This is a genomic window from Arthrobacter sp. SlRoot2-15 (genome assembly GCF_059739345.1).
The window spans coordinates 3,076,578-3,093,869 of record NZ_AP046058.1; the positions used below are offsets into that span (position 1 = coordinate 3,076,578).

Here is a 17,292-nt window from a genome sequence, read left to right on the forward strand (position 1 = left end):
TTCTAGTCTTGCACTTTTGCGGAATATTTGCCCGTTGTGCGGGGTTGTGCAAAGAGTCCAAAGGCGAGTCGAGGAAGGCGGAATTTTGGTCCTGGTAAAGGAATCCGGGCTGCTGGAAGCAGCCTACGCGGACCCGTGGGCGCTGGCCCTGTCGGGGGCCATCAGCACGCCCCGGAAGGTGACAGTAGACTTGAACGCAATGAGCACCATGGATCCGGCCGTTGCGGCCATGCACGAGGTTGCCGGAAACGACGACACCCAGCCCGCCAAAACTTCTCCCGCCAAAACTTCTGCGGACGGGACAACTGCCGCCCGTGCGGCAGCGGAGTCCGCAGCCGCGGAAGCCGCCGCCGTGGAAACCGTCGCGGCGGACGGCAGCGGCCAGCCGCTGGACACCGCGGCCGAGACCGACGACGAGCGGCGCGTCCGCTTCGAACGCGATGCCATGCAGTACGTGGACCAGCTGTATTCCGCGGCAATGCGGATGGCGCGGAATCCGGCGGACGCCGAAGACCTCGTCCAGGAGGCCTACACGAAGGCGTTCTCGGCCTTCCACCAGTACAAGCCGGGGACAAACCTGAAGGCATGGCTGTACAGGATCCTCACCAACACCTATATCAACCTTTACCGCAAGCGCCAGCGCGAACCGCTGCAGTCCAACTCGGACACCATCGAGGACTGGCAGCTGGCACGGGCCGAGTCGCATACCTCCACCGGGCTGCGTTCGGCCGAGGCGGAGGCACTGGACCATCTGCCGGATTCCGACGTCAAGCGGGCCCTGCAGGCGATCCCGGAAGAGTTCCGGCTGGCCGTCTACTTCGCCGACGTCGAGGGCTTCGCGTACAAGGAAATTTCAGACATTATGAACACCCCGATCGGGACCGTCATGTCCCGGCTGCACCGCGGCCGGCGCATGCTGCGGGACATGCTGGCCGACTACGCGGCCGAGCGGGGATTCAGGGCCGCGGGCGATCCCGCCGCGGCGGCCGAAAGCAAGAATCAGGAGAACGGGAAATGAGCGACTGCCAGGGACTGGGCGACTGCGACGACACCAGGATGCAGCGCATCTACGAGTACCTCGACGGTGCCCTGACACACGAGGACATCGCCGAGATCAAGGAGCACCTGGACGAGTGCCCGGAGTGCCACGAGCAGTACGACCTTGAATGTGTCATCCGGGTCATGGTGAAACGTTCCTGCACCGAGGCCGCGCCGGAGAACCTCAAGAACTCCATCCTGGACAGGATCCACTCGATCCGCCCGGTTGAGGCCGACGCCGGGGCCTGAGCGCCGCCGCCGCGCCGAAACAGCGAACGCCCAGCACAGCGAAAGACCCCGGGAACCGTGAGGTTTCCGGGGTCTTTTGCTTAAAGCTTCAAATCCAAGCCGTGGCTTAGGTGTTGGGGCGCTTACCGTGGTTCGCGCCGCCACGCTTACGGTCACGACGTTTACGTGCACGCTTGCTCATAGCTGGCCTCCTTAGTCTTGGTACTCAAAAGAGCTGCCCTCAAGTCTCCCACATCAGCGGACCCGCCGCGAACCGGAGCCGGCCCGGCGGGGCCTCAGCCGTCCAGCGAGTTCCTGATCGAGATCCGGGCCTGGTCCAGGACCGTCTTGACCGTTTCGAGCGTGACCGGAGTGACGGGGCTGGATCCGGCGTGCCGGCGCAGCTCCACCCGGATGTCGTCCCGGAAGGACTGCACCAGCATCTCGGCTTCGCGGAGCCTGCGGTCGCCTTCCTTGGAGTAGCGGGCCCCCGCCGGGGAGGCGGCGCTGCGGGCCGTGGAGCGGGCTGCCTCGGCCGTGGCGGCCAGGTCGGCGCGGAGCCCCTGCATGTTCACCCGGATGTCCTGGCGCAGCTGGTCCGCCAGCCGCCGGACCGAGGCGGAGATGTCGTTTTCGACCCCGGCCAGTTCCTCGCGGCGCCGGTTGAGCTCCACGAGTCCTGCCGGGGTGATGCTGTAGTTGGTCCGCCGGCCCTCCGTGTGGGTGGCCACCAGCCCTTCCTCCTCCAGCTTGGCCAGCCGCGGATAGATTGTTCCGGCGCTGGGGGAGTAGGTCCCGCCGAAGCGCTCGCTCAGGGCCTTGATGAGCTCGTAGCCGTGCTTGGGTCCGGGCTCCAGCAGTGCCAGCAGGTACAGCCGCAGGGCGCCGTGGGCAAAGACCGGCGGCATTACAGCCCCGCTTCGGTGTCCGTGCCGGGCACGCGGTGGAAGATCGAGGTCTTCCCCGATACTGAGTTGGTCCGGACCAGCATGAGCTTGGCGTCCGGGCCGGCGATGGTCTGGACGGACCCGCCGGGCTGGGCGTACTTCAGTTCGTCGATCACCACAGCGCCGCTGGCCGACTTGGCGATGATGTCCACGCCGACGTCGTGCGGCAGCCGGATGGTGACGTCGCCGGAGACCGAGTTGGCGCCGAAGTCCTGGGTGAAGCCGTGCAGGTCGAAGCTCAGGTCGCCGCTGACCGTGTTGGCGCGGATGTTGCTGAATTCGCCGGAGGCGGTGACCTCCCCGGAGACGCTCTTGGCGGTCAGGACGCCGTGGTGGTTGCGGGCAATCACCTCGCCGCTGACGGTGCTGACGGCCAGCTCGCCGGCGGTGCCGTCGGCCAGGACCGAGCCGGAGACGGTGTTCAGCCGGGTGTGGCCGGTGAGGCCGGAGACCATGCCGTCGCCGCTGACGGTGCCGGCCTCCACGTCCACGCCGGCGGGCAGGGCGATGCTGATGACCACACTGTTGCTGGAGTTGTTGTTGACCGTGCCCATGAGGTTCTTGAACCAGCCTTGCGGGCCGTGCAGCTGGTGCCGCACTTCGAGGCGGCCCTCGGTCAGGCTGACCGCGAGCGGATCGCCGTCGACCTCGGAGACCTCGATCCGGGCCACGGACTCATCGTGTGTGACGATGTCGAAGCGGCCGCGGACAATGCCGAGCTTGAGCGAGCGGACGCCGTCGACGTCGATCGTCTGGGGACCGGTAACGGTCCACGAGTTCTGTTCCATGCTTCCTCCGGGTGCGGACGGGTGCGATCAGGCGAGCTTCCGTGCTTGCGATATATCGCGACTATGGAAACACGATATATCGCGCCTTCGGAGCGGTCAAGATATATCGCGAAAGAACTTTTCCCGCGCCCGGCCGGGACGGGAGGGCTACTCCGGGGCGTCCATGCCCAGCCACTGGAACCAGCCGCGGTGCAGGACCAGCCAGGCCATCAGTCCGTAGCCGGCCTGGCCCGGCGTCCCGCCGTTGGCTGCGAGGTCCTGGCGCCACTGCTCGTGGTTCAGCAGCGGGGAAAAGGTGTCCACATAGAGGTGCTTGCGGCGGGTGGTGACATCGGCGAAGGCGGTGTTGAGCTCGCCGAGCCGGCGGTTCTGCGCCGGATCCAGCGTCGGCGGCGGTCCGACCACGAACACCTCGATCTTGTTCTGCGACGCGGAATCGAGGATGTTGGCGAGGTTGAGCCGGCTGCGGGCGGTGGAAAGCCCGAATTCGATATCGCGGCCGGACAAGCCGATCACGAGGCGGTTCTCGTGCTGCGGGCCGAAGCGCCGGCCGGCCTCCTCGAGCCAGCGTTCGGCGAGGCCCTCGGTGCCTTCCTGCGGGCACGGCAGGGAGTAGCTTTCAAGGCTCAGGCCGTCCTGCGGCGTGCGGGCAAGCACCCGTCCCAGCCAGCCGAGGGCCCGGGGGTCGCCCAGGCCGGCCAGCAGCTCATCTCCAACGGCCGCGATCCGCAGCTTCCGATCTTCCACGACTACCTCTTCATTCCCAATGCCGGTTCCGGTCCGTGTGCCGGCGGTGCCCGGTGCGCCCGATGGATGCGTTAAACGAAGCTGCCCGGCCGGAGTCGTGGTGGTCCACTTCCGGCCGGGCAGCCTGGCCCTACTTACGTGCGAAAGCCTGCTTGAGCAGGGTATCCTGCTCGGCTGCGTGGCGCTTCATCGACCCGGCCGCGGTGGAGGCCGAGGCGGGGCGGGAGACGAGGCGCACGCGGCGGTCCAGCGCCTCCGGCAGGTTCAGCCCGATGAACGGCCACGGGCCCTGGTTGGCAGGCTCGTCCTGCGCCCAGACCACGTCGGCGTTCGGGTACTTGGCCAGCTCGGCGGCAATCTCCTCGGCGGGCAGCGGGTAAAGCTGCTCGACGCGGACGATCGCGGTCGTGGTGTCGCCGGTCTTCTGGCGGGTGGACAGCAGGTCGTAGTACAGCCGGCCGGAGACCAGCAGTACGCGTTCGACGGCGTCGGCCTGCAGCTGCTCGTGCTCGGGGATGACCGGGCGGAAGGTGCCGGTGGTGAAGTCCTCCACTGAGGACGCGGCGGCCTTGAGGCGCAGGAGCTGCTTCGGGGTGAAGATGATCAGCGGCTTGCGCGGCCGGCTATACGCCTGGCGGCGGAGCAGGTGGAAGTGCGACGCCGGCGTCGTGGGGTTGGCCACGATCATGTTTTCCTCGGCGCACAGCTGCAGGAAGCGCTCGATGCGTGCCGAGGAGTGGTCCGGGCCCTGGCCCTCGTAGCCGTGCGGCAGCATCAGTACCAGCGAGGAACGCTGGCCCCACTTCTGCTCGGCGGAGGAGATGAACTCGTCAATGATGGTCTGCGCGCCGTTGACGAAGTCGCCGAACTGCGCCTCCCAGAGCACCAGGGCGTCCGGACGCTCCACCGAGTAGCCGTATTCGAAGCCCATGGCAGCGTATTCGGAGAGCAGCGAGTCGTAGATCCAGAGCTTGGCCTGGTCCTCGGAGAGGTTGCCCAGCGGCATCCACTCGTCGCCGTTGGCGCGGTCGTGGAACACGGCGTGGCGCTGCACGAAGGTGCCGCGGCGCGAGTCCTGGCCGGCGAGCCGGACCGGGACGCCCTCCATGGTGAGCGAGCCAAAGGCCGCGAGTTCGCCGAAGCCCCAGTCGATGCCGCCTTCGCGGGACATCAGTTCACGCTTCTCCAGCAGCTGCTTGAGCTTGGCGTGGACCGTGAAGCCGTCGGGGAACTCGACGTGCGCCTTGCCGATCCGGGCCAGCATCTCGGCGGAAATCGCGGTGGATTCCGGGGCGCTGACGCCCGAGTCGGACTGCTGGGCGGATGGCCGCTCGAGATCGGACACGGCGGCGGAATCGGCGGTGACGATCGGGATCGGCGAGGTCTGCGCGGCGTGGGTCTCGGCGAAGACGCGCTCGAGGCGTTCCTGGTAGTCGCGGAGCAACTGCTCGGCTTCTTCCTCGGTGATGTCCCCGCGGCCGATCAGCGACTCGGTGTAGAGCTTGCGGACCGACCGCTTGGCCTCGATCAGGTTGTACATCAGCGGCTGCGTCATCGAGGGGTCATCGCCCTCGTTGTGGCCGCGGCGGCGGTAGCAGACCATGTCGATGACAACGTCCTTGTGGAACCGCTGGCGGAACTCGTAGGCGAGCTGGCCGATGCGGACCACGGCTTCCGGGTCATCGCCGTTGACGTGGAACACCGGCGCCTGGATCATCTTGGCGACGTCCGTGGAGTAGGTGGAGGAACGCGAGGACGACGGCGCCGTGGTGAAGCCGACCTGGTTGTTGACCACCACGTGGATGGTGCCGCCGGTGCGGTAGCCGCGCAGCTGAGAGAGGTTCAGGGTTTCCGCGACAACGCCCTGGCCGGCGAAGGCCGCGTCGCCGTGGACCATGATCGGGAGCACGGGGAAGGACTCGCCCTGGTCGAGGCGGTCCTGCTTGGCGCGGACGATGCCCTCGAGCACGGAGTCCACGGCCTCGAGGTGCGAGGGGTTGGCGGCGAGGTAGACCTTGGTCTCCTTGCCGTTGTCGGAGGTGAAGGTGCCCTCGGTGCCGAGGTGGTACTTCACGTCGCCGGAGCCCTGGACGGAGCGTGGATCCTGGGTGCCCTCAAATTCGCGGAAGACCTGCGCGTAGGTCTTGCCGGCGATGTTGGTGAGCACGTTCAGCCGGCCGCGGTGGGCCATGCCGATGGCCACCTCGTCGAGTCCGTCGTCGGCCGCGTCGGAGATGATGGCGTCCAGCAACGGGATCAGCGACTCGCCGCCCTCGAGCGAGAAGCGCTTCTGGCCGACGAACTTTGTCTGCAGGAACGTTTCGAAGGCCTCGGCAGCGTTGAGCTTGGAGACAATCCGGAGCTGCTCGTCGCGGCTCGGCTTGGAGTAGGGGTGCTCGAGCTGGTCCTGGAACCACTTACGCTCGGCCGGGTCCTGGATGTGCATGTATTCGATGCCGGTGGTGCGGCAGTAGGCATCACGCAGGACGCCGAGGATGTCGCGGAACTTCAGCATCGGCTTGCCGCCGAAGCCGCCGGTGGGCCATTCGCGGTCCAGGTCCCACAGCGTCAGGCCATAGGTCAGGACGTCCAGGTCCGGGTGCTTGCGCTGGACGTACTCGAGCGGATCGGTGTCCGCCATAAGGTGGCCGCGGACGCGGTAGGAGTGGATCAGCTGCTGGATCCGGGCGACCTTGTTGATCTCGTCCGCCGGGTCCACCTGCAGGTCCGGGCTCCAGCGCACGGGCTCGTACGGGATGCGCAGGGACTCGAAGATCTCGTCGTAGAAGTTCTGCGCGCCGAGCAGGAGCTGGTGCACAAGCTTGAGGAACTCGCCGCTGCCGGCACCCTGGATGACGCGGTGGTCGTAGGTGGAGGTCAACGTGAGGACCTTGCTGATGGCGTTGTGCGCGATGATCTTCTCGCTGGCGCCCTGGAACTCGGCCGGGTAGTCGAGCGCGCCGACGCCGATGATGGCGGCCTGGCCCTTGGACAGGCGAGGGACCGAGTGCACGGTGCCGATGCCGCCGGGGTTGGTCAGCGAGACTGTGGTGCCGGAGTGGTCGTCGGCGGTCAGCTTGCCGTTGCGGGCGCGCTTGATCAGGTCCTCGTAGGTGTGCCAGAACTCGGAGAAGTTGAGGGTCTCCGCCTTCTTGATGTTCGGGACCATCAGCAGGCGGGTGCCGTCCGGCTTGGGCATGTCGATGGCGATGCCGAAGTTCACGTGGGCGGGCTGGACGGCGACGGGCTTGCCGTCGACCTCGTCGTAGTACACGTTCATCGAGGGGAACTGGGCCAGTGCCCGGATCACGGCGTAGCCGATCAGGTGCGTGAAGGAGACCTTGCCGCCGCGGGCGCGGGCCAGGTTGGAGTTGATGACCACGCGGTTGTCGATCAGCAGCTTTGCCGGGATGGCCCGGACGCTCGTCGCGGTGGGCACCTCCAGGCTGGTCACCATGTTGGCGGCAATGGCCTTCGCCGGTCCGCGCAGCACGGAGACGACGTCTTCCTCCGGGGCGGTGGGGGCCTTGATGTTCTTGGGCAGCTGGGCCGGGATGGGCGCGGTGCCGGCGCCGGTGTCGGCGGACCTGGCGCCGTCGCGGGCAACGGTGGCCGGGGCCTTTTGGGCGGCGGCGGGGGCCGCGGGAGCCGCAGCAGTAGCGGCCGGAGCGGGTGCTGCCGGTGCGGCAGCAGCGGGCGCAGCTGCCTTTGCGGCGGCCGGGGCTACCACCGGAATCTCACGGGTGGACGGGTTCGCGACGGCCGTTGCCGAGGCGCCGTTGGTCGAAGAACCGTCACTGGCATCGAAGGATTCGAAGAGCGGCCACCACTTGGCATCCACCGTGTTCTTATCCTGCTGGTACCGCTCGTACAGTTCGTCAACGAGCCACTCGTTTCCGCCAAATTCCTCGGGTAGACGGTGGCTTGGCTGCTCTGGCACTTGAAATACGCCTCTTCCATGAGTTTGATTCCCGCTGGTTTCCACGGTGCCGCAGCACGTCAATCGAACCAGTTCTCCGCGTCCAGTGAACCCAGACCCATGCCAGTCTAGTGACGATTCCGGCCAAACCGCCAATAAGGGTGACTCAAATCATCCGGCAGTCGCGAAGCTGTCCGGCCGGCCCGCCGGAGCCGCTGCCGGGCCGCAACCGGGCTCGCCTAGAATCACAACAGAGAACCCCTTTTCAGCGAGGAGCAAACGTGCGTTTCCTGAGTGAGCCGACCACCGACCTGACCTATTCCGACCTGTTCCTGGTGCCGTCCCGCTCGGACGTCACCTCGCGGCTCGATGTGGACCTGGCGGCGGACGACGGCACCGGCTCCACCATCCCGCTGGTCGTGGCGAACATGACGGCGGTGACCGGCAAGCGGATGGCCGAGACGATGGCGCGCCGCGGCGGCCTGGCCGTGCTGCCCCAGGACGTGCCGCTGGACGTGCTCCGGAGCGTGACCGCCTGGGTCAAGGCACGCCACGCCGTGTTCGAAACGCCGGTCAGCCTGCGCGCCTCGAACACCGTGATAGACGCCCTCCACCTGATGGGCAAGCGGCCGCACGGGGCGGTGGTGGTGGTCGACGACGCCGGCGCCGTCGCCGGTGTGGTCCGGGCCGCCGACTTCGACGGCCAGGACCGCTTCGCGTCGCTGGGCTCCGTGATGCGCCACCAGCCGCTGGTGCTGGATGCCGCGGAGTTCGACGCCGCCGCAGGCCCCGGTGCTGCCGCGCCGGCCCTGCGCCGGGCGTTTGACGCCATGGATGCCGCCGGAACCGACTTCGTTCCGGTGCAGCAGGACGGGGCCCTGGCCGGCGTCCTGACGCGCAAGGGTGCCCTGCGTTCCACCCTGTACCGGCCGTCCCTGGACGGCGACGGCGCGCTCAAGGTGGCCGCCGCCGTCGGGATCAACGGCGACGTCGCCGGCCGCGCCGCCGAACTGCTCGCTGCCGGCGTCAACGTACTGGTGCTGGACACCGCCCACGGCCACCAGCAGAAGATGTTCGATGCCCTGGCCGCGGTCCGGAGCCTGGACCCGGGCGTCCCGGTGGTGGCAGGCAACGTCGTCACGGCGGAGGCCACGCGGGAGCTGATCCAGGCGGGCGCGGACATTGTTAAGGTCGGCGTCGGGCCCGGCGCCATGTGCACCACCCGGATGATGACGGCCGTGGGCCGGCCCCAGTTCTCCGCGGTGCTGGAATGTTCGGCGGCTGCGCGCGCGGCCGGCGGCCGGGTCTGGGCCGACGGCGGGGTCCGGTACCCCCGCGATGTGGCGTTGGCGCTCGCCGCCGGCGCGAGCCAGGTCATGATCGGCTCCTGGTTCGCCGGGACGCATGAGAGCCCGGGGGACCTGCAGCTCGACGCTGGCGGCCGCCAGTACAAGGAGAGCTTCGGGATGGCCTCGGCGCGGGCCGTGCAGAACCGCAACCAGCGCGAGGGCGCGTTCGAAAAAGACCGCAAAGCCCTCTTCGAAGAGGGTATCTCCACCTCCCGGATGTACCTCGACGCGGCCCGCCCGGGCGTGGAGGACCTGCTGGACATGATCACCGCGGGACTGCGCAGCTCCATGAGCTACGCCGGCGCGGCCGATCTGGCCGCGTTCCGGGAGCGCGCCGTGGCCGGCATTCAGTCCGCGGCCGGCTACGAGGAAGGGCGCCCGGTCCCGCAGAGCTGGTGACCCGCAGGCTGTAGACTGAAATTCTTATGGACAGTAAATCTAGGTGCCGGCCTGGGGGCTGTCAGCGCGGAACGGAATCCGTTCCCGCCCAGTCCACCCGCAGAGCCGGCAAACCCCGTTCACGTGCCCATCATTCCGCTGCCGGACACCGGACTATGTCCGGACGCAGCGCCTTACCGGAAACAGGGTCGGCCGCAGCCGACCATCCTCCGCCGGGACGTTTCCCCCGGCCCACACTCCGGCCCTTCGAAGCGGGCCGCTAAATGGAGTGGCTACTTCTCGGAGCGGGAGTGCTCCTTATCCTCGGCACCGGCTTCTTCGTCGCCGTCGAATTCTCCCTGGTCGCGCTCGACCAGGCCACCGTGCAGCGGGCCGTCGACAACGGCGACACCGGCGCCGCCCCGCTGCTCAAATGCCTCAAATCCCTCTCCACCCAGCTCTCCAGCTGCCAGCTCGGGATCACCCTGACCACGCTGCTCACCGGCTACGTGATGGAACCGTCGGTGGGGAAGCTGCTGGAAGGCCCGCTGACCGCCCTCGGCCTGCCGGAAGCGGGCGCCACGTCGGTCTCGCTGGTGCTCGCGATGGTGCTGGCCACGCTGCTGTCCATGCTGATCGGCGAACTGGTCCCGAAGAACATGGCCATCGCGCTCTCGTTCCAGGTCGGCAAGGCCCTGGCCCGGCCCCAGCTGGTGTTCACGGCGATCTTCAAGCCGGCCATCGTGGTGCTCAACGGCTTCTCCAACAAGGTCCTGAACGTCTTTGGCCTCGAAGCCAAGGAGGAGATTTCCGGTGCCCGCACCCCGGCGGAGCTTGCCTCGCTGGTGCGCCGCTCGGCCGCGATGGGAACCCTGGACGAACGGACCGCCAACTTCATCTCCCGGACCCTGAAGTTCTCAGGACGGACGGCGGCGGACGTGATGACCCCCCGGATCCGGGTGGAAACCATCGACAGCCACCAGCCGGTCTCGGACATCGTGGAGGCCGCCAAACGCACCGGCTACTCACGGTTCCCCGTGATCGGTGAATCCTCGGACGACATCCGCGGCGTGGTCCACATTAAGAAGGCCATCGCGGTCCCGGTGGACCGCCGGGCCAACCTGGAAGCCGGCGCCATTATGACCGAGGTGCTGCGTGTGCCCGAGACCATCCACCTGGACGGCCTGCTCGCCGAACTGCGCGAAGGGAACCTGCAGCTCGCGGTGGTGCTCGACGAATACGGCGGAACCGCCGGGATCGCGACGCTGGAGGACCTCGTGGAGGAAATCGTCGGGGAAGTGGCCGACGAACACGACAAGGTCCGCCCCGGCCTGCTGCAGAGCGCCTCGGGGGACTGGTACTTCCCGGGCCTGCTGCGCCCGGACGAACTCTCCGAACAGATTCCGGGCCTGACCGTGCCGGACGAGGCGACCTACGAAACCGTCGGCGGCTACGTGATGAGCCAGCTCGGCCGGATCGCGGCCGTGGGCGACACGGTCGACGTCGGCGGCGGAAAACTGAGCGTGACCCGGATGGACGGGCGCCGGATCGACCGTATTTGTTTCAAGCCGTCTCCGCCCGAGCCCGAGCGGCACTCCGGGCGCAACGGGCGCATTGACGCTGCCGGGAAGGCCGGTGCCGCATGAGCGACTGGCTGGGAATCCTGTGGCTCGCGGTGCTGCTGCTGGGCAATGCCTTCTTCGTTGGGGCCGAATTCGCCGTGATGTCCGCCCGGCGCAGCCAGATTGAGCCTCTCGCCGAGTCCGGGTCCAAACGGGCCCAGACCACGCTGCGGGCGATGGAAAACGTCTCGCTCATGTTGGCCTGCGCCCAGCTGGGCATCACGGTCTGCTCCCTGCTGATCCTGCAGGTGGCAGAGCCGGCCATCCACCACCTGATGGCGGTCCCGCTGGGGGCGGTCGGCGTGCCGACCGAGATGGCCGACGTCGTGGCGTTCGCGATTGCCCTGCTAGCGGTCACGTTCCTGCATGTGACCTTCGGCGAGATGGTGCCGAAGAACATTTCGGTGTCGGTCGCGGACAAGGCGGCCCTGCTGCTCGCGCCGCCGCTGATGTTCATTGCCCGCGCGGTCCGGCCCGTCATCGTGGCCCTGAACTGGTCGGCGAACCACATCCTGAAACTGATGCGGATCGAACCGAAGGACGAGGTCACCTCCTCCTTCACGCTTGAGGAAGTCCAGTCGATCGTGCAGGAGTCGACCCGCCACGGCCTCGTGGACGACGACGCCGGCCTGATCACCGGTGCGCTGGAGTTCTCCGAGCACACGGCTTCCCAGGTCATGGTGCCGCTGGAGAAGCTCGTGATGCTCAAGGCCGCCACGACGCCGGAAGAGTTCGAGAAATCGGTGAGCCGGACCGGGTTCTCCCGGTTCCCGATGCTCGACGACGACGGCATGCTCTCCGGCTACCTCCACATCAAGGACGTGCTCTCGATCCCGGAAGCCGGCTACCAGCACCCGATTGCCGAAAGTCGCATCCGTTCGCTGGCCAACCTGGCCATGGACGATGAGATTGAAAAGGCGATGTCGGTCATGCAGCGCACGGGCTCGCACCTTGCCCGGGTGATCGGCCCGGACGGGCACACCCAGGGCGTGCTGTTCCTCGAGGACGTCATCGAGGAACTGGTCGGCGAGATCCGGGACGCCACCCAGGCCACCGGTTACCGCCGGCTCGGGCAGGAATAGGGGAGCCGGCAACACCGGTCTGACCCTAAATAGGAATGATTCCCATTTAGGGTTAGACTCGTTGTATTGCTAATGCTTCTCAATAACAGATCCGAGGTATCCCCGTGCGCCGTTCCGCCGCCGCAGTTGTCCTAGCCGGCCTCAGCAGCCTTCTGCTGACCGCATGCGGCCCGACGTCGGGCGGCGACCGGCCCGGTGCCGGCGACGGTGTGGTGGAGGTGGTCGCCTCCACGAGTGTGTACGGCGACATTGTCCGCAGCGTCGGCGGCGAAAAAGTCCGGGTGACTTCGATCATCAACCGGACCAGCCAGGATCCGCACTCCTACGAGGCCACCACGCAGGACAAGCTCGCCGTCTCCAAAGCCGAACTGGTCGTGGAGAACGGCGGGGGCTATGACGACTTCCTGCACAAGCTGGCCGAGGACAGCGGGCTGCAGGACAAGAACCTGCTCAACGCCGTGGACGCCTCCGGGCTGGCCTCCGCTGAAGCCTCCTCCAGCCCGGCCTCGCACGACGCCGACGGCCACAGCCATGCCCCCGCGGGATTCAACGAACACGTCTGGTACAGCACGGCCGGGATGAGCAAGGTGGCGGACGCGCTGGCCGAGAAACTGGCCGCGCTGGAGCCATCCTCCGCAGCCGACTTCCGGAACAACGCCACGGCCCTGAAGCAGAAACTCGCTGGCCTGGACACCCGCCTCGCGGACCTCAAGGCCACCTCGGCACACGGCGGGGTCGCCGTCACGGAGCCCGTCCCGCTCTACCTGCTGGAAGCAGCGGGCCTGGAGAACCGGACGCCCCCTGAATTCAGCGCCGCCATTGAGTCCGGCTCGGACGTTCCGCCCACCGTGCTGCGCTCCGCCGTCGACGTCGTGAAGTCCGGCGGGATCCGCCTGCTGGCCTACAACCCGCAGACGGAAGGCCCGCAGACGCTGGCGCTCAAGGACGCGGCCGTGGCCGGGGGCGTTCCGGTAGTGGACTTCGGCGAGACCCTGCCGGAGGGCAAAGGCTACCTGCAGTGGATGTCCGACAATGTGGACGAGCTGGCCAAGGCCCTCGGCCGGGCCTAGCCGGGCCTAAGATAGTCGCAACGGCGTGGCCCTCCGGCCTGCGCAGAAATCGAGGAAAACCCAGTTGACACCCGTAGTAAGCCTGCGCGGAGCCTCCCTGAAGTTCGGCACGAGGACCCTGTGGGAGAACCTGGACCTGGACATCAATCCGGGGGAATTCTTCGCCGTCCTCGGCCCGAACGGCAGCGGCAAGACCACTTTCCTCAAGGTCCTGCTGGGGCTGCAGGAACTGACTTCCGGCACCGCCGTCCTGGCCGGAGCGCCGATCACCCGGGGCAACCCGCGGATCGGCTACATCCCGCAGCAGCAGGAATCCCTTGACCCGGACACGCCCCTGCGTGCCCGGGACCTCGTCGGCCTTGGGGTGGACGGCCACCGCTGGGGGATCCGGCTCGGCGGGGCGAAGGTGAACCGCAAGATCGACGGGCTCCTCGAACAGGTGGGCGCCCTCGACTACGCCAAGGTCCCGGTGGGCCAGCTCTCCGGCGGCGAGCAGCAGCGGCTTCGAGTGGCGCAGGCCCTCGCGACGGACCCCAGCGTCCTGCTCTGCGACGAGCCGCTGCTCTCGCTCGACCTGCAGCACCAGCAGGCGGTCAGTGCGTTGATCAACGAGCAGTGCCACGAGCAAAAGAGTGCCGTGGTGTTTGTGACGCACGAGATCAACCCGATCATGGACTACGTGGACCGGGTCCTCTACCTCGCCGGGGGCCGTTTCAAGGTGGGCACCCCCGGGGAAGTCATGACCACCGAGGTGCTCTCCAAGCTTTACGGCAGCCGCGTGGAAGTGATCCAAGCCAACGGCCGGATGATCGTGGCAGGCATTCCGGACGGCGCCACCCACCACCATGAGGACGCCCACGCGATCGCAGGGGAGGTCGGCTAGATGGACCTGGACAGCCTGCTGCATTCAATTTTCAACTTCGAGAACTACGGCGATCTGCTCGTGCTGGTTCAGAACTCCATCTGGGCCGGCGCGGTGCTCGGCCTGCTCGGCGGCCTGGTGGGCACCTTCGTGATGAAGCGCGACCTGGCCTTCGCGGTGCACGGTATCTCCGAGCTCTCCTTCGCCGGGGCCGCCTTTGCCCTGCTGGTCGGTGCCGACGTGGTGCTCGGTTCCCTCGCCGGGTCCGTGGTGGCGGCGCTGCTGCTGGGCCTAATGGGCGTCCGGGCCCGGGACAAGAACTCGACCATCGGTGTGCTGATGCCCTTCGGCCTGGGCCTGGGCATCCTGTTCCTCTCGCTCTATGAAGGCCGGGCGGCGAACAAGTTCGGCCTGCTGACCGGCCAGATCGTGTCCGTCGGCACGGTGCAGCTGCAGGTGCTCGCCGGCGCCGCCGTCGTCGTGATGCTGGCGCTGGTGGCCATCTGGCGGCCGCTGACTTTCGCGAGCGTGGACCCCGCCGTCGCCGCCGCGCGCGGCGTCCCGGTCCGGGCCCTGGCGCTCGGCTTCATGCTGCTGCTGGGCGTGAGTGTGGCCCTGTCCATCCAGATTGTCGGCGCCCTGCTGGTGCTGGCGCTGCTGATCACCCCGGCCGCCGCGGCCCTGCGGGTGACTTCATCGCCGCGGCTCGTGGTGCTCCTGAGCATCGTCTTTGCCGTGACGGCGACGGTGGGTGGCATCCTGCTGGCCCTCGGGGGAAGACTTCCCATCAGCCCGTACGTGACGACGCTGTCCTTTGTGATCTACGTGGTGTGCCGCGTGATCGGCGGCATCCGGGCGAAGCGCGGTCTCAACGGCCGGGTGGTTCGGCCCGCGCCGGTGCCGGCTTAGTTTCCTTCCGGGCGCCGGTTCCTCGCCCCGGCGTCCGGGGCAAAGTTGCCGGCGGGCAGTAGAGTGCACGCATGGGGAACGAATCGAGGAAATCGCTGCGGCGATTCCTGCGCACCGCGGTGCTCGCGCTACTGCTGTCGACGTCAGTTTCGGCCTGCCTTGCGGAGCCGCGGCCGCCGGACATGACCATCCGTGAAGACTTCGCCCGGAGCGTCATAACGGCGGCGGCGTCCGGTTCCGTGGAGCGCGTTGAGTCCCTGGTCAATCCCGCGTTCATCAACACCCGGCCCGAAGCCCAGCAACTCGTCGACGCCACCCGGGGCTCGGCTCCGGGTTCCTGGCGGTTGGACCTGAGCAACGACTTCCCGGGCACAGCAAATGTCACCGCCTCGCGGGACGGAACGGCCGCGATCGTCCGCTACTCCATCTCTTGGCGCGACGAGCGCTGGAGCCTGGTGCTGGGCGAGTCGAAGAACCTCCCCGGTGGCGCTGCGAGCCCCGGGGCCAAGGCCTTCGGCCCCGGGTCCGACCCCAAGATCCTGCCGGGGGAGACTGTTCCGCCCGGACCGACAAGCAGTCCGACGACGTTGAGCCAGCCGCCGGCGGTATGCCCGGTTGGCGCCGGCAGAGGGGTGGCTCCCGGACCCTGGTATGGCGCCGCCGCGCTCACCTGCCGGACGTTCACCTCGACGTGGGGCTCCGTGCGCGGCCAGAACATGTATTGGCTGACGTCCTCGCCGCTGCACCTGAGCTTCGCCAATGCGAACGGGGCGCTGGCCCTGGTGGTCCGGATGCCGTGCGGCGTCCTGAACGTCCCTGTTTCAGTGGACGATTTCGGCATAGTTCCCGACCCGGCCCGGATGGCCGAGTCCCCGGAGGGCTGTGTCGGCCCGACGGCGGAGTATCGCAGCTGGACGACCGCCTATTTCAGGGAGTCGATGGTCTACCGGCTCGATTCCTCGGAGCTCGTGCTCACCAACGAACTCGGCCAGATCCGGTTCAGGCAGGACTGACGGGCGGGATGACATGACACACGAATTCGCTGTCCGGGAGGCGGTGCCCGGCGACGCCCCGGCCTTCGCCCACTCGCAGATCGAGGCCTGGCGCGTCGCCTATGCCGGCATTCTCGATGCCGCCTACCTCGCGGGCCTCGACGCCGAGCGGCTCACCAAGGGCTGGGCACGGATCCTGGGCGCGTCGGTGCCGAACGTCCGGCAGCTTGCCCTCACTGCGAACGGCACGGCCGTGGGATGGTCAGGCTTTGGCGCTCCCCGGGACGACGTCGACCCCAATACTGGCGAACTACAGGCGCTGAACCCACTGCCAGAGTTCTGGTCCCGCGGCCTCGGTTCCGCGCTGTTCCTGGCATCCGTGGCGGGACTTCGCGCCATGGGCTACGCACGGTCTTATCTGTGGGTCGCGGACGGCAACCACCGCGCCATCAGTTTCTACCAGCGGCACGGCTGGCAAATTGATGGCGGTGCGAAACACGATGCGAGGTTTGCCCCGCCGCTGCTGGAACTCAGGATGTCGGCGTCGCTGGGCTGACTAGCATTTTCGGCGGTCGCGGTGGTGGCGGAGCTCGCTGAGGAATTCATCGGATGAGAGTCCTTCCAGCGTCAATCCAAAGACGCCCCCGCGTGCGACGAAGAGCTTCTGGACGAGGGTTTCATCCGACGGAGATTCGGTGAGGATCCAGCGGGCGAAGTGAGGCGTCAGGTGTTGGAGATGCTTGCATCGTTCATGCATCTCGTCTCCTGCGCTGTACCCGGTGCCGATCACCAGGCCGTGCTGCCGGTGGCGCTGGACCCGCCGGAGGGCCTCCCCGATGAGCAGGACTTCCTCGACCGCCCGCAGCGAATACCCCTCCACGGCAAATTCCGTGAGGCCGACGGGTGCGGTGATGCCGAGTGCCCTGTACGCGTCCAGGATGATTTCGTAGTTGTAGGGCTGGAACGTGAGGAAGTCCCGGATATAGCGCTCACCCGAGAACTTGGATTCGATGTCGCGCACCAGGCTCTCGGTCCTCCCGTGCTTATGCCAGCGGCTCGGATTCGGTGTGCCGTCATGCAGGCTGATCTCCATCGCCGCGGCAAAGGGCCCGTCGGAGCGCAGGTCCCGGTCGAAGGCAATCAGGTTTTCCGTTGAAAACGTGCCGAAAATCTTCAGCCCTTCGGCTATTTGGACCGTTCGACGGCGGCGCTCGCTGTCCCGCAGCCACGCGGAAAACTGCGCGGCTTCGCGGCGGCGCTCCGCCGTCGATCCGCGCGCCAACAGTTGTTCTTCGGAAACAGCGGCCGACCGAGCAACGGAGGCCTCGGCTCAACACGCCGGTCCTCGTCCGCCGTGTTGA

At 67.5% G+C, this 17,292-nt stretch carries 16 protein-coding genes; 10 read left to right on the forward strand and 6 right to left on the reverse strand.

What is annotated here, in order from left to right:
- The first annotated feature begins 199 nt into the window (after positions 1–199).
- Positions 200–1,018 (forward strand): sigma-70 family RNA polymerase sigma factor, encoded by an 819-nt coding sequence (locus AC6I9V_RS14220; RefSeq protein ID WP_497899879.1) that lies wholly within the window; start codon positions 200–202, stop codon positions 1,016–1,018.
- Complete coding sequence (gene rsrA, locus AC6I9V_RS14225; RefSeq protein WP_146337138.1) at positions 1,015–1,287, forward strand: mycothiol system anti-sigma-R factor; 273 nt, start codon at positions 1,015–1,017, stop codon at positions 1,285–1,287. Before AC6I9V_RS14220 ends, rsrA begins: the two co-directional genes overlap by 4 nt.
- Positions 1,288–1,393: 106 nt before the next feature.
- Here the strand turns inward: rsrA and AC6I9V_RS14230 are convergent, their stop codons facing one another.
- From AC6I9V_RS14230 to AC6I9V_RS14250, 5 genes are all read right to left on the reverse strand, one after another.
- Positions 1,394–1,468 (reverse strand): 50S ribosomal protein bL37, encoded by a 75-nt coding sequence (locus AC6I9V_RS14230; protein WP_369299106.1) that lies wholly within the window; start codon positions 1,466–1,468, stop codon positions 1,394–1,396.
- Between the two features lie 94 nt (positions 1,469–1,562).
- Positions 1,563–2,174 (reverse strand): PadR family transcriptional regulator, encoded by a 612-nt coding sequence (locus tag AC6I9V_RS14235; protein WP_497899880.1) that lies wholly within the window; start codon positions 2,172–2,174, stop codon positions 1,563–1,565.
- Positions 2,174–3,001, reverse strand: coding sequence for a DUF4097 family beta strand repeat-containing protein (locus tag AC6I9V_RS14240; protein ID WP_497899881.1), 828 nt, complete (start codon positions 2,999–3,001; stop codon positions 2,174–2,176). The genes AC6I9V_RS14235 and AC6I9V_RS14240 overlap by 1 nt, the downstream gene beginning before the upstream one ends.
- Positions 3,002–3,148: 147 nt before the next feature.
- Entirely contained in the window at positions 3,149–3,748 is a 600-nt protein-coding gene (locus AC6I9V_RS14245) for a GDSL-type esterase/lipase family protein (RefSeq protein WP_146337144.1), read from the reverse strand.
- A 130-nt stretch (positions 3,749–3,878) separates the two neighbouring features.
- A complete protein-coding gene (locus AC6I9V_RS14250; RefSeq protein WP_497899882.1) occupies positions 3,879–7,688 on the reverse strand; it encodes a multifunctional oxoglutarate decarboxylase/oxoglutarate dehydrogenase thiamine pyrophosphate-binding subunit/dihydrolipoyllysine-residue succinyltransferase subunit in 3,810 nt (1,269 codons plus the stop codon).
- 260 nt (positions 7,689–7,948) lie between these two features.
- On the opposite strand from AC6I9V_RS14250, the gene AC6I9V_RS14255 reads away from it, so the two are divergent.
- The 8 genes from AC6I9V_RS14255 (at position 7,949) to AC6I9V_RS14290 (ending at position 16,487) form a co-directional block, all read left to right on the forward strand.
- Positions 7,949–9,415 carry a GuaB1 family IMP dehydrogenase-related protein gene (locus AC6I9V_RS14255; protein WP_497899883.1) on the forward strand — a complete coding sequence of 489 codons (1,467 nt, stop codon included), beginning with the start codon at positions 7,949–7,951 and terminating at the stop codon, positions 9,413–9,415.
- Positions 9,416–9,678: 263 nt separating this feature from the next.
- Complete coding sequence (locus tag AC6I9V_RS14260; protein WP_497899884.1) at positions 9,679–11,040, forward strand: hemolysin family protein; 1,362 nt, start codon at positions 9,679–9,681, stop codon at positions 11,038–11,040.
- Positions 11,037–12,098: a hemolysin family protein gene (locus tag AC6I9V_RS14265; RefSeq protein WP_349412147.1), complete on the forward strand. Its 1,062-nt coding sequence runs from the start codon at positions 11,037–11,039 to the stop codon at positions 12,096–12,098. Before AC6I9V_RS14260 ends, AC6I9V_RS14265 begins: the two co-directional genes overlap by 4 nt.
- Positions 12,099–12,202: 104 nt before the next feature.
- The gene (locus AC6I9V_RS14270) at positions 12,203–13,168 is read left to right on the forward strand and encodes a metal ABC transporter solute-binding protein, Zn/Mn family (RefSeq protein WP_497899885.1); all 966 of its coding nucleotides are present in this window, start codon (positions 12,203–12,205) and stop codon (positions 13,166–13,168) included.
- 64 nt (positions 13,169–13,232) lie between these two features.
- On the forward strand, positions 13,233–14,051 hold the full coding sequence (locus AC6I9V_RS14275) for a metal ABC transporter ATP-binding protein (protein ID WP_497899886.1): 819 nt from the start codon (positions 13,233–13,235) through the stop codon (positions 14,049–14,051).
- Positions 14,052–14,939 carry a metal ABC transporter permease gene (locus AC6I9V_RS14280; RefSeq protein ID WP_497899887.1) on the forward strand — a complete coding sequence of 296 codons (888 nt, stop codon included), beginning with the start codon at positions 14,052–14,054 and terminating at the stop codon, positions 14,937–14,939.
- 71 nt (positions 14,940–15,010) lie between these two features.
- Positions 15,011–15,952 carry a hypothetical protein gene (locus AC6I9V_RS14285; protein WP_497899888.1) on the forward strand — a complete coding sequence of 314 codons (942 nt, stop codon included), beginning with the start codon at positions 15,011–15,013 and terminating at the stop codon, positions 15,950–15,952.
- A gap of 13 nt (positions 15,953–15,965) precedes the next feature.
- The gene (locus AC6I9V_RS14290) at positions 15,966–16,487 is read left to right on the forward strand and encodes a GNAT family N-acetyltransferase (RefSeq protein WP_497899889.1); all 522 of its coding nucleotides are present in this window, start codon (positions 15,966–15,968) and stop codon (positions 16,485–16,487) included.
- Here the strand turns inward: AC6I9V_RS14290 and AC6I9V_RS14295 are convergent, their stop codons facing one another.
- Complete coding sequence (locus tag AC6I9V_RS14295; protein ID WP_497899890.1) at positions 16,488–17,213, reverse strand: hypothetical protein; 726 nt, start codon at positions 17,211–17,213, stop codon at positions 16,488–16,490.
- Positions 17,214–17,292: the final 79 nt, after the last annotated feature.